The organism is Cellulomonas carbonis (genome assembly GCF_014636275.1).
Taxonomy (GTDB): Bacteria; Actinomycetota; Actinomycetes; order Actinomycetales; family Cellulomonadaceae; genus Actinotalea; species Actinotalea carbonis.
The window spans coordinates 20,754-38,248 of record NZ_BMEB01000008.1 but is presented as its reverse complement, the minus strand read 5'-3'; the positions used below and the strand labels follow the sequence as shown (position 1 = coordinate 38,248).

General features: G+C 75.4%; 16 protein-coding genes. 5 read left to right on the top strand and 11 right to left on the bottom strand.

From position 1 onward, the window contains the following. Nucleotides 1-97: 97 nt before the first annotated feature. Both IEV86_RS16385 and IEV86_RS16380 read left to right on the top strand, forming a co-directional pair. Nucleotides 98-997 (top strand): bifunctional methylenetetrahydrofolate dehydrogenase/methenyltetrahydrofolate cyclohydrolase, encoded by a 900-nt coding sequence (locus IEV86_RS16385; RefSeq protein ID WP_043607505.1) that lies wholly within the window; start codon nt 98-100, stop codon nt 995-997. A gap of 131 nt (nt 998-1,128) precedes the next feature. After that, nucleotides 1,129-1,923, top strand: coding sequence for an exodeoxyribonuclease III (locus IEV86_RS16380; RefSeq protein WP_188484767.1), 795 nt, complete (start codon nt 1,129-1,131; stop codon nt 1,921-1,923). Nucleotides 1,924-1,965: 42 nt separating this feature from the next. Here IEV86_RS16380 and IEV86_RS16375 read toward each other — a convergent pair whose 3' ends face one another. From IEV86_RS16375 to IEV86_RS16355, 5 genes are all read right to left on the bottom strand, one after another. Further along, nucleotides 1,966-3,273, bottom strand: coding sequence for an MFS transporter (locus IEV86_RS16375; protein ID WP_043607498.1), 1,308 nt, complete (start codon nt 3,271-3,273; stop codon nt 1,966-1,968). Nucleotides 3,274-3,309: 36 nt separating this feature from the next. After that, nucleotides 3,310-5,049 (bottom strand): mechanosensitive ion channel family protein, encoded by a 1,740-nt coding sequence (locus tag IEV86_RS16370; RefSeq protein ID WP_081978783.1) that lies wholly within the window; start codon nt 5,047-5,049, stop codon nt 3,310-3,312. A 76-nt stretch (nt 5,050-5,125) separates the two neighbouring features. Further along, nucleotides 5,126-6,337: an ABC transporter permease gene (locus tag IEV86_RS16365; RefSeq protein WP_043607509.1), complete on the bottom strand. Its 1,212-nt coding sequence runs from the start codon at nt 6,335-6,337 to the stop codon at nt 5,126-5,128. Then, entirely contained in the window at nt 6,334-7,077 is a 744-nt protein-coding gene (locus IEV86_RS16360; RefSeq protein WP_052426290.1) for an ABC transporter ATP-binding protein, read from the bottom strand. The genes IEV86_RS16365 and IEV86_RS16360 overlap by 4 nt, the downstream gene beginning before the upstream one ends. Then, nucleotides 7,077-8,075: an efflux RND transporter periplasmic adaptor subunit gene (locus IEV86_RS16355; protein WP_043607499.1), complete on the bottom strand. Its 999-nt coding sequence runs from the start codon at nt 8,073-8,075 to the stop codon at nt 7,077-7,079. Before IEV86_RS16355 ends, IEV86_RS16360 begins: the two co-directional genes overlap by 1 nt. A 151-nt stretch (nt 8,076-8,226) precedes the next feature. Here IEV86_RS16355 and IEV86_RS16350 point away from each other — a divergent pair, with 151 nt between their 5' ends. Continuing rightward, nucleotides 8,227-8,811: an ArsR/SmtB family transcription factor gene (locus IEV86_RS16350; RefSeq protein WP_052426291.1), complete on the top strand. Its 585-nt coding sequence runs from the start codon at nt 8,227-8,229 to the stop codon at nt 8,809-8,811. Between the two features lie 68 nt (nt 8,812-8,879). Here IEV86_RS16350 and IEV86_RS16345 read toward each other — a convergent pair whose 3' ends face one another. From IEV86_RS16345 to IEV86_RS16320, 6 genes are all read right to left on the bottom strand, one after another. Then, the gene (locus IEV86_RS16345) at nt 8,880-10,262 is read right to left on the bottom strand and encodes an ABC transporter permease (protein ID WP_229734702.1); all 1,383 of its coding nucleotides are present in this window, start codon (nt 10,260-10,262) and stop codon (nt 8,880-8,882) included. Further along, nucleotides 10,259-10,984 carry an ABC transporter ATP-binding protein gene (locus IEV86_RS16340; protein ID WP_188484766.1) on the bottom strand — a complete coding sequence of 242 codons (726 nt, stop codon included), beginning with the start codon at nt 10,982-10,984 and terminating at the stop codon, nt 10,259-10,261. Before IEV86_RS16340 ends, IEV86_RS16345 begins: the two co-directional genes overlap by 4 nt. Continuing rightward, complete coding sequence (locus IEV86_RS16335; RefSeq protein WP_188484765.1) at nt 10,981-12,546, bottom strand: efflux RND transporter periplasmic adaptor subunit; 1,566 nt, start codon at nt 12,544-12,546, stop codon at nt 10,981-10,983. Before IEV86_RS16335 ends, IEV86_RS16340 begins: the two co-directional genes overlap by 4 nt. Continuing rightward, nucleotides 12,543-13,556: a hypothetical protein gene (locus IEV86_RS16330; RefSeq protein ID WP_043607797.1), complete on the bottom strand. Its 1,014-nt coding sequence runs from the start codon at nt 13,554-13,556 to the stop codon at nt 12,543-12,545. Before IEV86_RS16330 ends, IEV86_RS16335 begins: the two co-directional genes overlap by 4 nt. Before the next feature lie 170 nt (nt 13,557-13,726). Next, nucleotides 13,727-14,641: an ATP-binding protein gene (locus IEV86_RS16325; RefSeq protein ID WP_081978816.1), complete on the bottom strand. Its 915-nt coding sequence runs from the start codon at nt 14,639-14,641 to the stop codon at nt 13,727-13,729. A 239-nt stretch (nt 14,642-14,880) separates the two neighbouring features. Next, complete coding sequence (locus IEV86_RS16320; RefSeq protein ID WP_043607793.1) at nt 14,881-15,699, bottom strand: DUF2382 domain-containing protein; 819 nt, start codon at nt 15,697-15,699, stop codon at nt 14,881-14,883. Nucleotides 15,700-16,108: 409 nt separating this feature from the next. On the opposite strand from IEV86_RS16320, the gene IEV86_RS16315 reads away from it, so the two are divergent. Together IEV86_RS16315 and IEV86_RS16310 are read left to right on the top strand one after the other, a co-directional pair. Then, nucleotides 16,109-16,606, top strand: a complete 498-nt coding sequence (locus IEV86_RS16315) for a DUF427 domain-containing protein (RefSeq protein ID WP_043607791.1) — start codon at nt 16,109-16,111, stop codon at nt 16,604-16,606. A 103-nt stretch (nt 16,607-16,709) separates the two neighbouring features. Continuing rightward, a complete protein-coding gene (locus tag IEV86_RS16310) occupies nt 16,710-17,489 on the top strand; it encodes a hypothetical protein (protein ID WP_043607788.1) in 780 nt (259 codons plus the stop codon). Nucleotides 17,490-17,495 lie beyond the last annotated feature (6 nt).

The following is a 17,495-nucleotide window of genomic DNA, read 5'->3' as shown; positions in this document are numbered from 1 at the left end:
GGGCCCGCGCAACGAGGGAGCCGGCCTCACCGACGCCACGGTCGACGTGCCGACCGACGACGCGCTGCCCGACGGCGCGGTGGGTGCGGCCGAGACGGTGAGCCCGACCGGCGAGGCGCGCCTGCTCGACGGCACGGCCACGGCCGCCGCGATCAAGGCCGAGCTCGCCGAGCGCGTGGCGGCGCTGCGCGAGCGCGGCGTCGTGCCCGGGCTCGGCACGGTCCTCGTCGGCGACGACCCCGGCAGCCACGCCTACGTCGCGGGCAAGCACCGCGACTGCGCGGAGGTCGGCATCGCGTCGATCCGCGAGGACCTCCCCGCGACCGCGACGCAGGCCGACGTCGAGGCCGCGGTGGACCGGCTCAACGCCGACCCGGCGTGCACCGGGTACATCGTCCAGCTCCCGCTGCCGAAGGGCGTGGACGTCAACGCGGTGCTCGAGCGCATCGACCCGCGCAAGGACGCCGACGGCCTGCACCCGACCAACCTGGGCCGCCTCGTGCTGCGGGTCAACGAGCCGATCGACTCGCCGCTGCCGTGCACGCCGCGCGGGATCCTCGAGCTCCTCGGGAGGCACGGGATCAGCGTCAACGGCGCGCACGTCGTCGTCCTGGGGCGGGGCACGACCGTGGGCCGGAGCATCGGCCTGCTGCTGACGCGGCGCGAGCACAACGCGACCGTGACGCTCACCCACACCGGGACGCGTGACCTGCTCGCGCACCTGCGCGAGGCGGACGTGGTCGTCGCCGCGGTGGGCGTGCCGGGGATCGTGCGCGCCGAGGACGTCAAGCCCGGCGCCGTCGTGCTCGACGTCGGCGTCTCGCGCACGGTGGACGAGGCCACCGGCCGCTCGCGGCTCGTCGGCGACGTCGACCCGGGCGTCCGCGCGGTCGCCGGGTGGGTCTCGCCGAACCCGGGGGGAGTCGGGCCGATGACGCGCGCGATGCTCCTCGCGAACGTCGTCGACGCGGCCGAGGCCGCCGCGGGCCTGCGCTGACGGCGCGCCGGGCCGCGTGACCCCCGGGGTCCGCGGCCCGACCGCCGCAGGGGCGGGGACGTGAGACCCGACCGCCGCAGGCTCGGGGGCGCGCGGCGGGCCGTGTCAGCGGCATGAGGTTGGATACCCCGGTGCTCACCATCGCCTCGGTCAACGTCAACGGGATCCGCGCGGCCTTCAAGCGCGGCATGGGGGACTGGCTCGCGTCGCGCGGCCCGGACGTCCTCCTGCTGCAGGAGGTCCGCGCGCCGGACGAGATGGTCGGTGACTTCCTCCCGCGGGACGTGTGGGACCTGGCGCACGCCGAGTCGACGACCAAGGGCCGTTCGGGGGTCGCGATCGCGTCGCGGCTGCCCATGAGCGCGGTGCGCATCGACCTGGACCACGGCGTCGACTCGAGCTCGGGCCGCTGGGTCGAGGCGGACCTCGAGCTGCCCGGGGGCGGCTCGCTCACCGTCGTCTCGACGTACATCCACTCGGGGACCCTCGGCACGCCGTCGATGGACGAGAAGTACGCGTTCCTCGAGGTGGTGACGGCGCGCATGGCCGAGCTGCGGGCGGACGGGCGGTACGCGGTCGTCGCGGGCGACGTGAACATCGCGCACCGCGAGGTGGACATCAAGAACTGGAAGGGCAACCTCAAGGCGGCGGGGTTCCTGCCCGAGGAGCGCGCGTACCTGGACCGCTGGTTCGACGCGGGATGGGTCGACCTGGGTCGGCGCCTCGGCGGCGACGGGCCCGGCCCCTACACCTGGTGGTCGTGGCGCGGGAAGGCGTTCGACAACGACGCCGGGTGGCGGATCGACTACCAGATCGCGACGGAGCCTCTCGCGGAGCGTGCGCAGAAGGCCGAGGTGGACCGCGCCGCGGCCTACGACCAGCGGTTCAGCGACCACGCCCCCGTGGTCGTGACGTACGACCTCTGACCCGGGGGCCCCGCCCCGGGCCGCGCCGCGACGGCCGCGGGGTCAGCGCGCGACCGTGCTCTCGGGCCGGTCGTCGGGGTCGTCGGGCCGGTCGTCGGGCCGGGGGAGCCGGGTCAGGCGGACGAGCGGCGACAGGACGACGGGCACCGCCGAGGCGACGCCGCCGACCGCCGCGACCCACAGGGTCGGCACGACGCCGATGGTGGTCCCGAGCCACCCGCCGAGGAGGCCGCCGAGGGGCATCGAGCCCCAGACGAGGAACCGGACCGACGCGTTCATGCGCCCGAGCAGGGCGGGCGGGCACAGGCGCTGGCGGAAGCTCACCTGGGCGACGTTGTAGACCACGACGAAGAAGCTGAAGACCGCTCCGCCGCCCACGAGCGTGACCTCGGGCGGCACGACGTCGGCCAGCGGCAGCGCGAGCGGCGTCGCGAGGAAGGCGAGGCCGAACGCGACGGCGCTGACCGGGATGACCCGCGCCTCGCCGACCAGGCGGGCGACGCGCTCGGCGAGGAACGCGCCCGCGAGGCCGCCGACGGCCGACGCGGACATCACGAGCCCGAGTCCGGCCTCGTCCATGCCGAGCACCCGCAGCGCGTAGATCACCGTCAGGGCACCGGCGGCCGTGTGGAAGAGGTTGCCGATCGACGTGCACGCGACGATCCGGCGCAGCAGCGGCTGGTGCAGCACGAAGCGCAGGCCCTCCGCGATCTCCTCGCGCAACGGGCGCCGGTCGGCACGTGCCGGCAGGGTCTCCGCGGCGCGGATCCGGCCGAGGAGCAGTGCCGACAGCGCGTACGTCCCGACGGTCCCGATCATGATCACCGGCGCGCTCACGACGCGGAGCAGCGCCCCGCCCAGCGCGGGGGCCGCGACGAGCGCGACCGACTGCGTGGCCTGGAGCTTCGCGTTGCCCTCGACGACGTGGTCGAGCCCGACCAGGCCGGGGACGTAGCTCTGGTGCGCGACGTCGAAGAACACCGAGGCCACGCTGATCGCCGCGGCGGCGACCAGGAGCAGGCCCATCGAGCCGTGGCCGGCGAGTGCAGCGGCCACGACGGTGCCGAGGACGAGGGCGCGAGCGAGGTCCGCCACGACGAGCGTCCGACGCTTGCGCATGCGGTCGACCCAGGCGCCCGCGGGCAGGCCGATGACGAGGAACGCCGCGGTCTCCGCCGCGCTGAGGGCACCCATCTGCCACTCGGTCGCGTGGAGCTCGGAGACCGCGTAGATCGGCAGCACGAGCCCGGTGAGCTGGGCGCCGAGCTGTCCCGCCGCGTCGCCGGCCCACAGCAGCCGGAAGTCGGGATGGTGCACGAGGGAGCGCCGCGGGGGCGCCTGCGGCGTCATGCGGGGAGCATGACGGTACTGATCAGGAAGTGTCAATCACTCGCCGGGCGCGTCGGGTCCGGTCGTCGTCCGGCGGGGGTCGGCGCGCTCGCCGCGCTCGCCGCGCAGGTCGTCGTCGGGTGCGTCGTCGGACGGTCCCGTGAAGGCCTGGGACCGCCGTACGCCGTCCAGGGAGCCGGTGAACAGGCGCGACGTCGGGTCGACGTCGACGCGCCGCGGTGCGATCGTCCTCGCCTCGCTGATCGACCTCCGTCGGACGGTGGTCGGGTGCTCGCCGCTGGGACGCGGCCCCGGCTCGCCTCCGGCGTCGGACTCCGTCGGGACGGCGCCCTGGTCGTGAGCGGCGACGGCGGGCAGCACGACGGTGCGCTCGGGGTCCGCAGCCGGCTCGGTGACCGAGGGCCGGCCGGGGGAGGCCTCAGGCCCGGGCGCCGGACCGTGCGAGGGTGCGTCGTCGCGCGACCGCCGCCGGCGGGTCGGGGTGGTGGCGTCCTGTGCGTCGTCGGTACCGGTGCCGCCGGGAGCCCGCTGCCCGTCCTCGAGCGGGCCTGCACCGGCACCCGGCTCGGCACCCGGCTGGGCGCCCGTCCCCGCGTCGGCGTCCGCGCCGCGCGCGTCGGCGGCCTCGTCCGGGAGGCGCGGCTGGGCGAGCGGCCCCGCCGTCGTCCCGACCTCCCATCGCGTGCGCGGCAGGCTCTCGGGGTGCGCCCGCCGGAGCCAGTCGACGAGCCCCTCGCGCACCGCGCAGCGCAGGTCGAACAGCGTCGGGGCGTCCTTGGCGGACGCGAGGGCGCGGACCCGGACCAGGCCGTTCGTCGCGTCGGTCACCTGGAGCACGCCGACCCGCCGGTCCCACAGGTCGCTCGCCTCGAGCAGGCGCGTGAGCTCGGCGCGCATCGCGGGGACCGGGACCTCCCAGTCGACGTCGATCTCGACCGTGCCGAGCAGGTCCGCCGCCTTGCGGGTCCAGTTCTGGAACGGCGTCGTCGTGAACCACGTCGAGGGGAGGATGAGCCGCCGGTCGTCCCACACGTGCACGACGACGTACGTGAGCGTGATCTCCTCGATGCGGCCCCACTCGCCCTCGACGATGACGACGTCGTCGACGCGGATCGCGTCCGTGAAGGCCAGCTGGAGGCCGGCGAAGACGTTCGCGAGCGAGGACTGCGCGGCGAGGCCCGCGACGACCGACAGCAGGCCCGCCGACGCGAGGATCCCGGCTCCCGCCGCGCGCGCACCCTCGAACGTCATGAGGACGCCGGCGATCGCGCACACCGTCAGCACGGCCACCGTCAGGCGGCGCAGCACCATGACCTGCGTCCGGACCTTCCGCGCCCGGCGGTTGTCGGGCACGTCGGTCCGGTACCGCCCGAGCGCGGTCTCGGCGGCGACCCCGACGAGCGCCCCCAGCAGCCAGGTGACCGCGACGATCGTCGCGATGAGGAAGACGTGCTCGGCCCCCGCACGCCACGGCGGGTCGTCGACGACGAGGCGCACCGCGAGCCACGAGAACACGACCGCGAGCACGGTCCGCAGCGGTCGGCGTGCGCGGGCGGCGAGGTGCGTCGCCGTCGGCCGGCCGCGGCCGACGGCCCGGGTGACCGCCTTGGCGACCTCCGCGACGACGAGCGCGAGGACCAGGGCCGCCGCGACCGCGACGAGGATCGTCAGGAACGACGTGGCGCCCTCGACGACCGCCTCGGTGGACGGCGACGGGCTCGGGCTCGGCTCGGGGGCGGCCAGGGAGCGGGCGAGGAGGGCGGGTGCAGGGGGCATCACCCCCACCATAGGAACGCGACCGCGCCGTCGTCGTCCCCTCGGGGGCCGGGTGTGAGGCGGTTCACCGCCCGGGTCAGTAGCGGATCGCGTCGATGACCTTGACCCGCACCGCCACGACGGCGGGCACGAGGCCGGCGAGCGCGCCGACCGCCGTGGCGCACACCATGCCGGTCACCGCCGCGGAGACGGGGAACGGCGGCGGCTCCTGCAGCGGCGTCCCGAGGACGACCTCGAACGGCACCGCCGACAGGATCGCGACGGCGAGCACGACCCCGACCGCCCCCGCGACGACCGTCGCGACGACGGACTCCATGAGGACGCCGAAGAACACCCGGCCCGACGTGGCGCCGAAGCTGCGCCGGATGCCGATCTCGCGGATCCGGTAGCGCACCGTCACGAGCGAGATGTTGAGCAGCCCCAGCCCGCCGAGCAGCAGCGTGAAGGCCCCGATGCCGAGGACGACCCACCGCGCGCCGCCGTCCAGCACGCTGAAGTCGGCCGTCGACGGCCAGACGTCGACCTGCGTCCCGGGGACCGCCGCGGCGAGGTCGCGCCGGACCGCGTCCGTGACCTCGTCGCCCATCGCGGGCGGCACCCAGATGCGCAGGCTCGGGATGTTCCAGCCCATCTCCTCGGCCGACGCGGCGAGCTGCCAGCGCTCGTACTGCGCGTGCAGGACGAACGCACGGGGGCTCTCCTGCGACCAGCGGTCGGCGACGACGCCGACGACGGTCGCGAGCACGGGCTCGTCACCGCCCAGGAGGACCGTGGGCGGCACGGACAGGTCCGTCGCGCCGAGCATGCGCAGGAACGTCTCGTTGACGACGACGGTCGGCGCGTAGAGCGCGGCGTCCCCGTCCGTGAACCAGCGGCCCTGCACCGGCTGCACGCGGTGGATCACGCCGTAGTCCGCCTCGACGACCTGCCCCTCGACGAGCATCCGCCCCTCGGGCAATCGGACCGGCAGCTGCGTCCACATGTCCAGCGACGCGTACTCGACCTCGTACCGCTCGACGAGGTCGCGGTACGCGTCGACGTACGCAGCGGCCGGTGGCGGCGCCTCGGTCGCCCCGGCGGGGTACAGGTTGACCGTCAGCGTGAGGTCGCGTCCGCCGTCGCGCTCGGACTGCTCGCGCACGGTCTGCGTGAGCATCTGCGCGGCGGCCGTGATGCCCGTGATCGCGCACACCGCGACGGCGACGCCGACGAGAGCGAGCAGCACCCGGACCTTGTGGATCCGCAGCTCGTCCCACGCCTCGACGACCGCCGAGACGAGGCCCGTCACGGGGCGACCGCCGTCGGCACGTCGCCCACCCACTCGGTCCGGTGCCCCACGGGCGCCTCGACGAGCGGGGTCAGCACGCCGTCGGCGAGCCGGTAGCGCCGCTGAGCGCGCGCCGCGACCGACAGGTCGTGCGTGATCGCGATGAGCGCGGCGTCGGTCTGGGCGGCGATGTCGTCGAGGAGGCCCATGACCTCGGCACCCGTCTCGACGTCGAGCGCGCCCGTCGGCTCGTCCGCGAGGATGACGCGCGGCCGACGGACGAGGGCGCGGGCGATGGCCACGCGCTGCTGCTCGCCGCCGGAGAGCTTGTCGGGCATGGTGTCGACGCGGTCGCCGAGGCCCACGCGCCCGAGCATCTCCTCCGCGAGCCGCATCCGGCGCCAGAACGCCCGACCGCGCGCGTACATGAGCGGTGCGGCGACGTTCTCGAGCGCGGTCCGGCCGGGCAGCAGGTTGAACTGCTGGAAGACGAAGCCGAAGTCCTCGCCCCTGCGGCGCGAGCGCGCACGGGCCGACAGGCGGCCGATCGGGATGCCGTCGAGCACGTACGAGCCCGTCGTCGGGGCGTCGAGCAGGCCGAGGATGTTCAGCAGCGTGGACTTCCCGGTCCCGGACCGGCCGACGACGGAGACGTGCTCACCCGCGTCGACCGTGAGCGTGACGCCACGCAGCACGTGCAGCATGCGGTCGTCCGGCAGGCGCACGGACCGCGTGACGTCCGTGAGCTCGAGCAGCGCCATCAGCAGCCCGTCATGGGGTCGCACTCGGGGACCTCGGCGCCCGGCGCGAACTCCAGCACCGTGTCGCCCTCGGCGAGGCCCTCCGTGACCTGGACGACCGTGCCGTCGGTCAGGCCCAGCGCGACGCGCCGCTCCTGCGCGGCGCCGTCGTCGCCGACCACCCAGACGTCGCCGTTCTGGTACGACCCGCGGACGGCGGTGACCGGCACGACGAGTGCGCCCTCGGCGGTGCCGTTCGCGATGCTGAGGTCGGCACCGAGGCCCGCGAACGCCGTGACGTCGGGCGGGACCGAGCACCGCACCGCCCCGGAGGGCGCCGGCGCCGACGGGTCGCCCTCGACCGGCGCCGCGGCGTCCTGGGCCGCGGGCCCGATGCGCAGCCCCGTGCAGGTGAACGGCGCGGGTCCGCCCTTGAGCGTCACGGTCGCCTCACCCGGCGCCGAGATGAGGCGGTACTGCTGGTCGGGCGTGAGCGTGCCGGTCACCGAGAGGGTCCCGGGCGAGATCGAGCCCACGGTGTCGCCGACCGACACGACCTGCCCCGCGAGGACGTCGTGGTGGACGGTCCCGGCGACCGGGGCGGTGACCGTCTGGCGCGTGACCTTGGGCCTGCGCTCGACGACCGTCTGCTCGCCGGTCTCCGGGTCGGTCCGCACGGTCGGCTCGACGGGGGTCTCCGTGCGGACCTCGAGCAGCGCCGCGCCGGCCTCGACCCGCTGACCCTCCGGCGCCAGCAGAGCGTGGACCGTGCCCGCACCGGTCGCGCGGACGGGCACGGGCGGGTCGGCGGTCACGGTGCCCGGCACCGTCACGACGTTCGCGATGCTCCCGGTCGTCACGGTGACGTGCGACTCGGTGACCGTGATCCCCGGCTCGAGCGGGCTCTCGCTCGCCACGACCTCCGACCCGGTGAACGCGATCTTCACGAGCGCGACCGCGATGACGGTCCACACGACGAGGCGCAGCGCGGGGAAGACGATGCGACGGGCGACGACCATGGGGCTCCTCGGTGCCGTGCAGGCGGGAGGAGTCGCGGACGGGCCCCCACGCACAGGTCCGTCCGGTGCGCAACCGCTGCCGGACGAACGCTATCGGCGCGCAGGTCACCCGGGACAGGGACCGTCCGTGTGTCGTCCGTACAGTTCAGGCATGCCGACCGACGACGCCGCCGCGGTGCCGCCCGACGAGCCCCGGCCCCCGGGGGACGGCGACCGCGAGCCCGCCGGCGGGTCGATCGACGCGGACGCGCGCGCGCTCGCGTCGGTGGTCCGCATGCGGATCCTGCGGCTGTGCCTCGACGAGGCGCTCACCAACAAGGAGATCGCGGCACGCCTCGGGCGGTCGCCGGCGTCGACGTTCCACCACGTGCGCATGCTCGCCGAGCGCGGCTTCCTCGCGGCCCAGGAGGAGCGGCGCGGTGCCCGCGGCGCGCGCGAGGTGCCGTACCTGTCGACCCGGAAGTCGTGGGACGCCCCCGAGATCCCGGGCTCGTACCGCGTCCTCGTCGACGCGTTCCTCGAGGAGCTCGCCGAGGCCGACCCCGGCACGGTCTGGGGTGCCCGGCTCGGGGTCAGGCTCGGGCAGGAGGGCTGGGACCTCGCGAAGCGGCGCCTCGCCGAGGTGCTCCAGGAGCTCGCCGACCTGCCGCCCGAGCCGGGCGGGACGCCCTACTCGCTCTTCCTCATGGGCCACGAGGACGCGGCGCGCCTCCCGCGGCGCGACGAGCCGTCCTGACCCGCCGACCCGCGCGACAACCGGGGGGGCAGGGCTCGACCCGGGCTCATCCAGGGCTCACCCAGGGGTCACCCAGGAGTGCCCCGCAGCGCGGCGATCGGCTCGGTGCGTGCGGCGCGCAGCGCGGGGTAGGCGCCGGCGAGCAGCCCGGTGACCAGGCCGAGGAGCGCGCACACCACCACGAGCCCCGTGTCGAGGATCGGCGTCCAGGCCCGTGCGACCGAGACCGCCACGACGACACCGACACCCAGCGCGGCCCCGATGAGGCCGCCGAGGAGCCCGATCACCGCGGACTCGGCGAGGAACTGCTGCACGATGTGCCGCGTCGTCGCGCCGAGGGCCCGGCGCAGGCCGATCTCGCCCATGCGCTCGCGGACGGACAGGAGCGTGACGTTCGCGATCCCGAGCCCGCCGACGAGCAGCGCGACGGCGGCGAGGGCCAGGAAGATCGCGTTGACGTCGCCCTGGACGCCCTCGCGGACAGCGCTGGGCGGCGGCGGCACCTGCGCCTGGATCGTCTCGGGCGCGTTGGGCGCGAGGGCGAGCGGCGCCTGCTCGCCGACGACGGGCCCCGCGCCGACGGCGATGCGCACGTGCGCCTGCTCGAGCGACGCGACCCGGAAGTCCGCGCGCGCGGTGCCCAGCGGCAGGACGACGGCGTCGAGCAGGTCGCTGCGCCGGGCGACGTCGTCGACGATCCCGATGACGGTGTACGGGCGCTCGTCGATCAGCACGGCCGGCTGCCGGTCCACGCGGTGGATGCCGAGCCGCGTCGCGGCGCGCGCCCCGAGCACGACGACGCGGTCGGCGCGCGCGTCGTGGCCGGCGTCGAACCAGCGTCCCGTGACGACGCGCCCGCTCAGCGCGTCCAGCAGACCGGGCGTCGCGGCGACCACCGCGGGTGGGGTCGTCGGTGTCACCGAGGGGTCGTTGACCAGCACGGTGGCGACGCGCGCTCCGCCGATGTCGACCGCGCCGAGCGCACCGACCTGGTCGACGCCCGCGATCCGACCGAGCCGGTCCTCGACGTCCCACGGGATCCGCCCGGTCGCGCGCTCGCCGCCCTGGCCGCGCGACGTCGACGGCTCGACGACGACGCGCGTCGAGGCGGCGGCGTCGAACTGCTGCGCGATCTGACCCGCCGCGGTCTGGGCGAGCCCGAGGGTCACGACGAGCGACCCGATGCCGAGCACCGTGCCGATGATCGTGAGGAGGAGGCGGCCGGGTCGTGACCCGACGCCGTGCGCGGCCTCGGCGAGCAGGTCGCGCGGGCCGAACCGGTCGCCGCTCAGCGCGGCGCGGACGGAGGCCGGGACGCCGCGGACCGCGCCGGGTGCGGCGCGCACCGACCGCGGGAGCCGGCGCAGCCGGCCCGCGGCGCGGCCGAGCGCGGTGCGCGTCCCGGGCAGCAGACCCGGCCGACGGGTCCGCTGCCCCGCGGGCGCGCTCACGCGACCTCGTCGAGCAGGCCGTCGGAGATCCGCACGCGGCGGCGCGCGTGCGCCGACACGACGTCGTCGTGCGTGATCACCACGAGCGTCAGCCCGTCGCGGTGCAGCTCGTCGAAGAGGTCCAGCACGCCCGCGGAGTTGCTCGAGTCCAGGTTCCCGGTCGGCTCGTCGGCGAGCAGCACGTCGGGCGACGTGACGACGGCCCGCGCGACGGCCACCCGCTGCCGCTCGCCGCCCGACAGCACGGGCGGCAGGAAGTCGAGCCGGTGCGACATGCCGACCCGCTCGAGCGCGGCGAGCGCGCGCGTCCGGCGCGTCGCGCGCGGGACGCCGCTGTACAGCGTCGCGAGCAGCACGTTGTCGAGCACCGAGCGGTGGGGGAGCAGGTGGAACGACTGGAACACGAACCCGATGCGCCCGCCGCGCAGCCGCGAGCGGTCCTGCTCGGACAGCTCGCGCGTGGGCACGCCGTCGAGGACGTAGTCGCCCGCCGTCGGCCGGTCGAGCAGCCCGAGGATGTGCAGGAGCGTCGACTTGCCGGAACCGGACGGCCCGACCACGGAGACGTAGTCGCCGCGGTGCACGGTGAGGTCCACGCCCCGCAGCGCCTCGACGGGCGGCTCGCCGGGGAACGTCCGGCGCAGGTCGCGCAGCTCGATGACGGGCGGCTCGTGGGCGGCTGCGGGCGTGGGGGCGGCGGGCTCGGTCGTGGGAGCCGTCACCCGCCGTCCTCCCCGCCCTCGTCGGCGCCGGTCGCGTCGTCGTCGGCCGCCTCGCCCGAGGTGCCCACGACGACGCGGTCGCCCTCGGCGAGCTCGCCGTCGACCGCCGTGACCTCGACGAAGCCGTCGGCCGCGAGACCCGTGCGCACGGTCACGAGCGACGACGCGCCGTCGTCGTCGAGGACGTCGACGCGCGCCTCGCCGCCGGGTCCGGTGTCGAGCGCGGCGAGCGGGACCGCGAGGACCGCCTCGGTGGTCGACGTGACCGGGATCGTGATGCGCACGTTGCTGCCCTGGAGCATCGCCCGCTGCTCCTCGGTGATCTGGGTGGGCACGACGACCACGCGCGTGCGACCCGCACCCGGTTGGTCGCCCTCACCCTCGCCCGCGGCGTCGTCCTCGCCGCCGCCCACCTCCTCAACCGTTCCCGTCACCTCGCTGCCGTCGGGCGCCGCGATCACGGCGGGTGAGCCGACCTCGAGCAGCTCGGCGTCCGCTGCGGAGACGGTGCCCGCGATCTGCAGGCGCGCACCGGAGACCCGCATCGCGGCACCGCCCGCGAGGACGCTGCCACGCTGGACGTCGACCGTGTCGACGCGGCGGGGCGTCGTGGGCAGGTAGACGACCTCGCCGGCGGGCAACGGCGTCAGGCCCGCGAGCCGCGCCTCCGCGAGGTCGGCCTCGGCCGCGTCGAGCGCCCGGCGGGCCGCGTCGACGCCCGCGCGCTGCGCGCTCGTGTCGGGCGCCGCGCTGACCTCGGCGAGCGCGGCCTCCGCCACGGTGACCGCGCCCCGCGCCCGCACGACGTCGGCCGGGTCGCACTCCCGGGCCTCGCCGGGCACGCAGCTCTCGGCCTGCTGGAGCTCGAACCGCGCGCTGTCGAGGTCCGCCTGGCGCTGCGCCCGCTCGGACGACGGCGCACCCGCGGACGCCTGGGCGAGGTCACGTCGGGCCGCGGCGAGCTGCTCCTCGGCGCCGCGCACGCCCTCGGTGGCTGCGGACAGCGCCGCCTCGGTCTCGTCGTCCGTCCCCGGGGCCGGGTACCCGACCCGCGCGTAGAGCTCGGCGACCGCGGCCGCGGTCCCCGAGTCGTACACGTCGGAGGCGGGGTCGCCCGCCGAGATGCCCAGCTCGGCCAGTGCCGCCTTGAGCTGGACGACGTCGGGACCTGCGACGCCGGCGCGCAGCGTGCGGTAGACCGGCAGCTCACCGGTCAGCGCGATGACCGGTCGACCGGTGATCTCGAGGACGACGGCGCCGGCGGCGATCTCCGCACCCACCTCCGGGACCTGCCCGGTCACGACCGCCGGGCCCCCCAGGTCGCCCGTCTCGAGCCGGACCTCGGTCGGGTCCTCGTAGAGGACGTCCCCGCGCAGGACGACGTCGTTGCTCAGCATGCGCCGCTCGACGGGGACCGTGATCGGCCCGGCCTCGGGCGGTGCCGCGTTCGCGGCCGCCTCGGCCGGCGACACGACGAGCCGCCCCAGCCCCAGGCCCGCGCCGAGGCTGACGACCGCGGTGACGGCGAGGACCGTGATCGTGCGGGTGGACCGTGCGGTCACTCCCGCGCCGCCTTGGCCGCCTCGACCCACGCGTCGAGCTCGTCCTTGTGCGCGTCGACGAACTCCTGCTCGTACTCGGCGGAGACCTCGCGCTGGACCTCGTCGTACCGGACCTCCTCGCGGCAGCCGACGTCGGCGACCGCGATCTCGATCTCCTCGGCGGTCAGCTCGGCGAGGCGCGCCTGCACCTCCTCCTCGAGCGCGGCGTACTCGTCCTCGGTGAGCTCCTCGTCCATCTCGCCGTAGACCTCCTCGTACACGGCGTTGGAGCGCTCGGACAGCTGCGTCTCGGGGTCACCGATCTTGGCGTACCCCGTGAAGCCCTTGTCCGCGAGGCAGGAGGACCACTCCTCGTCGAGCCCGGTGATGCGCGAGTCGGTCTGGATCGACTCCCACATGGTGCTCATCTCGTCCTCGAGCGCGGCGGTCTGCTCCGCGTCGAGCCCCGTGCTCTCGTACACCTCGTGCTGCGCGGCCCCCTGGCAGCCGGCACGCGTCCAGTCGTACTCGATCTCCTCGCCGCTGGTCTCGTCCGCGTAGAGGTCGCCGTGCAGCGCGAGGTAGTAGGCCTCGCGCTCGCCCTCGGTCATGGCCTCGACGTACTCCGAGTTCGGGTCGACGAACTCGTCGACCGGCTCCTCCGGGAGCGGCTCCTCGGTCGCGCCGGGCTGCGTCGTGATGCCGTACCCGTACTCGGCCGCGAACTCGGGCGTGCCCCACTCGAGGTCCTCGTCGACGACCGTCCCGCCGCCCGCCTGCGACCAGTCGACCGGGACGTACTCGAAGCCCTGCTCGCTCATGCACTCCGCGGTGATCTCCTCGACCCGCATCTGCTGCGCGTTCGAGCTCTCCTCGTCCCACGCGCCGTAGATCTGCTCGAAGTAGGCCTGGAGCGGACCCGGCTCCTCGTCGCCGGTGGTCCCGTCGTCGGGGCCCGTGGAACCGCCGCCGCACGCGGCGAGGGCGAGCAGGAGCGCGAGTGCGCCGGGCAGCGCCGCCCGGCGTGTCATGGCGGGTGTCATGGTTGGCCTTCCCCCTGTGTGACGTCGTCGGCGTGACAGTAGCGACGGCGGACGTGCCGGGGGATCGTTCTGGAGGATGAGTTCGCGTGCGGGCCCGTCCCTCGCCCGGTCGGCCCAGCGGGCCGGGCCGTCGGCGGGGGCCCGTCGCGGGTGCGCGGTCAGCGCGGCCGGTCGGTCCCTCGCGGCGCGGCGCCGGGCCAGGGCGTCGCGGCGCCGCCGGCTGCCTGCGTGACGACCTCGTCGCAGCGCCACGTGCGCAGCGCGACCAGCTCGGGGCGCGCTGGTCCCATGAGCATCGTGCCCGCCGCGGCGAGCGCCTCGGCCTCGTCGAGCGTGGACAGCAGCTGCGCGGTGCGTCGGGCGAGGTCGTCGGTCACGGGCACCTCGACCCGGAGCGTCGCGGGCGCGTCGCCGTCGGCCCCGGGACGCGCGGCGGTGAGGGCGTGCTCGACGGCCGCGTCGAGGTCGGCGTGCGCGGTCGTCGCGTCGGAGAACCACGCCCAGGCGTCCACGGTCTCGGGCAGATGGTCGCCGCGGACCAGGACGAGCTCGCGCAGCGCAGCCTCCTCGTGCCGACGCGCCTCCTGCCACAGCGCGACGGGCAGGTCCTCCAGCACGGCCACCGAGCGTCGCGGGGCGGGGGGCGAGGGCACCGTCGGGAGGCCGGTGCGGTCCTCGGGCGACCCGGGCTGCGTCGGCACGCGGTCCAGCGTGAACCAGACGGCCTTGCCGCGTCGTGTGGTCAGCGCGCCGACGTCCGCGGCGAGCGCCTGCACGATCGCGAGCCCGCGGCCCGTGGTCGCCTCCGAGCCGAAGTCGCGCAGCACGGGCAGCGTGCGGTCGTCGTCGCGCACCGTCACGCGGACCGTCGTCGGCTCGACGTCGACGACGACCTCGACCTCCGTCCGCGCGTGCAGGACCGCGTTCGTGACGAGCTCCGCGACCGCGAGCGTCGCGTCGTCGGCCAGGTCGGACAGGCCGTGCGCGGACAGGGTCTCGGCGACGAACGAGCGGGTCGCGGCCACGCTGCTGCCGTGCGGCGGCACCCGGAGGCGGGCTGTGGGCTCCGACATCTCACTCCACTCGCGCGGTCCGCCGCGGACGTCGCGCCCGGGCGGCCCGTCCGTGCTCGGGTCCGTGCGAGTCTAGTGAGCGGGCCCGGGCCCTCGACACCCTCACGCCCGGTTTCACCCGGTCGAGGACGTGCGACGGCCCCCGCCGCAGGGCGAGGGCCGTCGGGTGGTGCGGGCACCTACCGGTGCCGGTCAGCCCCGGTGAGCGCCGGTGGGTGCCGGTGAGCGCCGGACGCCGGTCAGCGCAGGTTCGCGTCGCCGTCGGTCTCGACGCGCTCCTTGCGCACCTCGTCGGTGACGGTCTCCTGGGTGGTGACCTCGTCGGTCTCGAGGCGGACGCGCTCGACCGGCACCGTCTCCTTGGCGACCACCGGGCGCTCCTCGTGCAGGACGACCTCGTGCTCGGCCTCGCTGATCTCGGGGCCGTCCAGCGCGCGGTCGCGGTTGGCGTCGGTGATCGGCTCGCGCTCGAGGCGGACCTCCTCGCGCGTCACGGGCACCGTGGTCGTGACGTCCTCGGTCACGACGTACTTGCGCAGGCGGGCGCGTCCGGCCTCGCGGCGCTCCGTGCCGACGTCGAGGCGCTCCTCCGAGAGCGTCATGGCGTCGTCCCGGGCGGTCCCGCGCGTGTCCGTGGTCCCGTGCGCGTCGGTCGTCCCGTACGTGTCGGCCGTGCCGGACGCGTAGGTGCCCGTGGTGCCGGACGCGTAGGTGTCCGTGGTGCCGGACGCGTCGCCCGCGTTGCCGTAGCCGAGCCCGTAGTGACGGTAGAGCTCGGCCTCCTCGGCCTCGCTCAGGTGGTCGTCGGCCTCGACGGAGGGCGCGCTCTTGATGAGCTCCTTGTCGTACGGGACCGTCACGTCGCCGTCGCGCAGCGTGGCCTGGTCCAGCGGCACGAAGGTCTCCTTCGTGCCGAAGAGCCCGGTGCGGACGGTCGCCCAGGCGACCTGACCCGTCGCGTCGTCGAAGTAGACCTGCCCGACGGTGCCGATCTTCTCGCCGTCGGTGCCGTGGACGGTCGTGCCGACGATGGTCTGTGCCTGCTCGGTGGTGATCACAGCAGTACCTCCTGGCTGGGTCGTGCTCGGGGTCGCGTCCCGCGACCCAAGGTCGGTCGGGACCGGTGCTGTCGAGACCCATGCGAACACCGGAAGACGCCCGCAGCAAATGCTGGAGGAATGTCGACCATGAATATCTCGTAATGATCACGAGAATGATCGACGACGAGGCGGTTTCTGCCGCAGGGCCGCAGTGCGACCGCCGTCGCCGCAGGTCAGAGGCGGTCGAAGATCGTCGGAGATCCGAAATGCGATCATCGGCCCCCGGGCGCACCATGCCGCCCGCCCGGTCGTGCGGACGCCGTCGCGGCTGCTCGGGAAAACGCGCGGAAATGCAGTCGCGCGGGTGTCGGTCAGGGCAGGTGCGCCTCGATGAGGTCGGCTGCTGCGCGCGTCGTAGGCTCGGACCATGGCACGCCCCGCACCGATCGCGCCCGGACCGGGCCAGGAGTCCGTGTGGGACTACCCCCGTCCGCCGCGCGTCGAGCCCAGCAGCGAGGTCGTCGAGATCGAGCTCGGGGGGCAGGTCGTCGCGCGGACCGACCGGTCGTGGCGCGTGCTCGAGACGAGCCACCCGCCGACGTACTACCTCCCGCGTGACGCGTTCGTGGCCGGCGCGCTGCGCCCCGCGCCGGGCGCCTCCGTCTGCGAGTGGAAGGGGCTGGCTTCGTACCTCGACGTCGTCGGCCCGGACCGCGTCGCGTCCCGTGCGGCGTGGACGTACCTCGACCCGACGCCGGGCTTCGCGGTCATCGCGGGGGCTGTGGCGGTCATGCCCGGCCTGGTGGACCGCTGCACGGTCGACGGCGAGCCCGTCGTGGCCCAGCCCGGCGGCTTCTACGGCGGCTGGATCACCTCGCGCGTGGTCGGTCCGTTCAAGGGGGGACCGGGGACCCTCAGCTGGTGACCTCCGTCCCTTGCGCCGGACCCGGGACGGGTCTAGTCCGGGAGTCGGGGGGTGGACCCGTCGGGGCGTCGCCCCGTGCCGCCCGCCGGGAGGAGCGTGCGCCATGAGCGCCGCGATGAGCACCCAGATGAGCACGACCCGTGGCGGACGCGGACCGCGAGCACGACGGACGGCGTGCTGGTCGGTCGTGGTGATCGTGCTCGCCGGCGCGGCGCTGGTCGCCGCGCCTCCCGCGTCGGCCGACCCCGCCGTGCGCGGGTGGACGCTGGTCGTCGCGGCGCCGGCGACCGTGGTGGCCGGTGTGCCGTTCGACGTCGCGGTCACCGTGGTCAACCCGGGCGGTCGGCCGGTCGGTCACGTCGCGGGGACGGTCGCCCTCGCGACGGACGACCCGCTCGCGCGCACCGTGCCCGCCGCGCACGCCTTCGTCCGGGGCGACCGCGGGACGCACACCTTCGGTGGCGTGGTCCTGGTGGGCACGGGGACGTGGTCGCTCACGGCGACCCTCGACGGCCGGCACCCGGCCGTGGGCTCGACGTCCGTCGTGGTCCGCGACGCGGGCGCGGCGCTCGAGGGGCAGGTCCTGTCGGGCATGGACCCGGTCGAGGGCGGCGTCGTCACGGTGTACGACGCCGTGACCGGCAAGGCCGTCGGGTCGGGTCCCGCCGACATCGACGGCTACCGCTACCGGATCACGGGTCTTCCGGCCGGAGCGGTCAAGGTCGGCGCCGTCGTGCCGGGACCGTACGAGCCGGACTTCGCGAACGACCGCGACACGCTCGCTGCCGCGGACGTGTTCACGCTGGTCCCCGGTGAGACGCTCGTGCAGAGCTGGGCTCCGGAGGACTTCGGGCCGTACCTCGACGTCCGTCGGGTCTGGTGACGCCTG

What these genes read in the sequence shown, in the direction of transcription:
- IEV86_RS16375 (WP_043607498.1), bottom strand. Translation starts at nt 3,273, where the DNA reads ATGACGCCGCAGGCGCCCCCGCGGCGCTCCCTCGTGCACCATCCCGAC.
- IEV86_RS16370 (WP_081978783.1), bottom strand. Translation starts at nt 5,049, where the DNA reads ATGCCCCCTGCACCCGCCCTCCTCGCCCGCTCCCTGGCCGCCCCCGAG.
- IEV86_RS16360 (WP_052426290.1), bottom strand. Translation starts at nt 7,077, where the DNA reads ATGGCGCTGCTCGAGCTCACGGACGTCACGCGGTCCGTGCGCCTGCCG.
- IEV86_RS16355 (WP_043607499.1), bottom strand. Translation starts at nt 8,075, where the DNA reads ATGGTCGTCGCCCGTCGCATCGTCTTCCCCGCGCTGCGCCTCGTCGTG.
- IEV86_RS16350 (WP_052426291.1), top strand. Translation starts at nt 8,227, where the DNA reads ATGCCGACCGACGACGCCGCCGCGGTGCCGCCCGACGAGCCCCGGCCC.
- IEV86_RS16330 (WP_043607797.1), bottom strand. Translation starts at nt 13,556, where the DNA reads ATGACACGCCGGGCGGCGCTGCCCGGCGCACTCGCGCTCCTGCTCGCC.
- IEV86_RS16325 (WP_081978816.1), bottom strand. Translation starts at nt 14,641, where the DNA reads ATGTCGGAGCCCACAGCCCGCCTCCGGGTGCCGCCGCACGGCAGCAGC.
- IEV86_RS16315 (WP_043607791.1), top strand. Translation starts at nt 16,109, where the DNA reads ATGGCACGCCCCGCACCGATCGCGCCCGGACCGGGCCAGGAGTCCGTG.
- IEV86_RS16310 (WP_043607788.1), top strand. Translation starts at nt 16,710, where the DNA reads ATGAGCGCCGCGATGAGCACCCAGATGAGCACGACCCGTGGCGGACGC.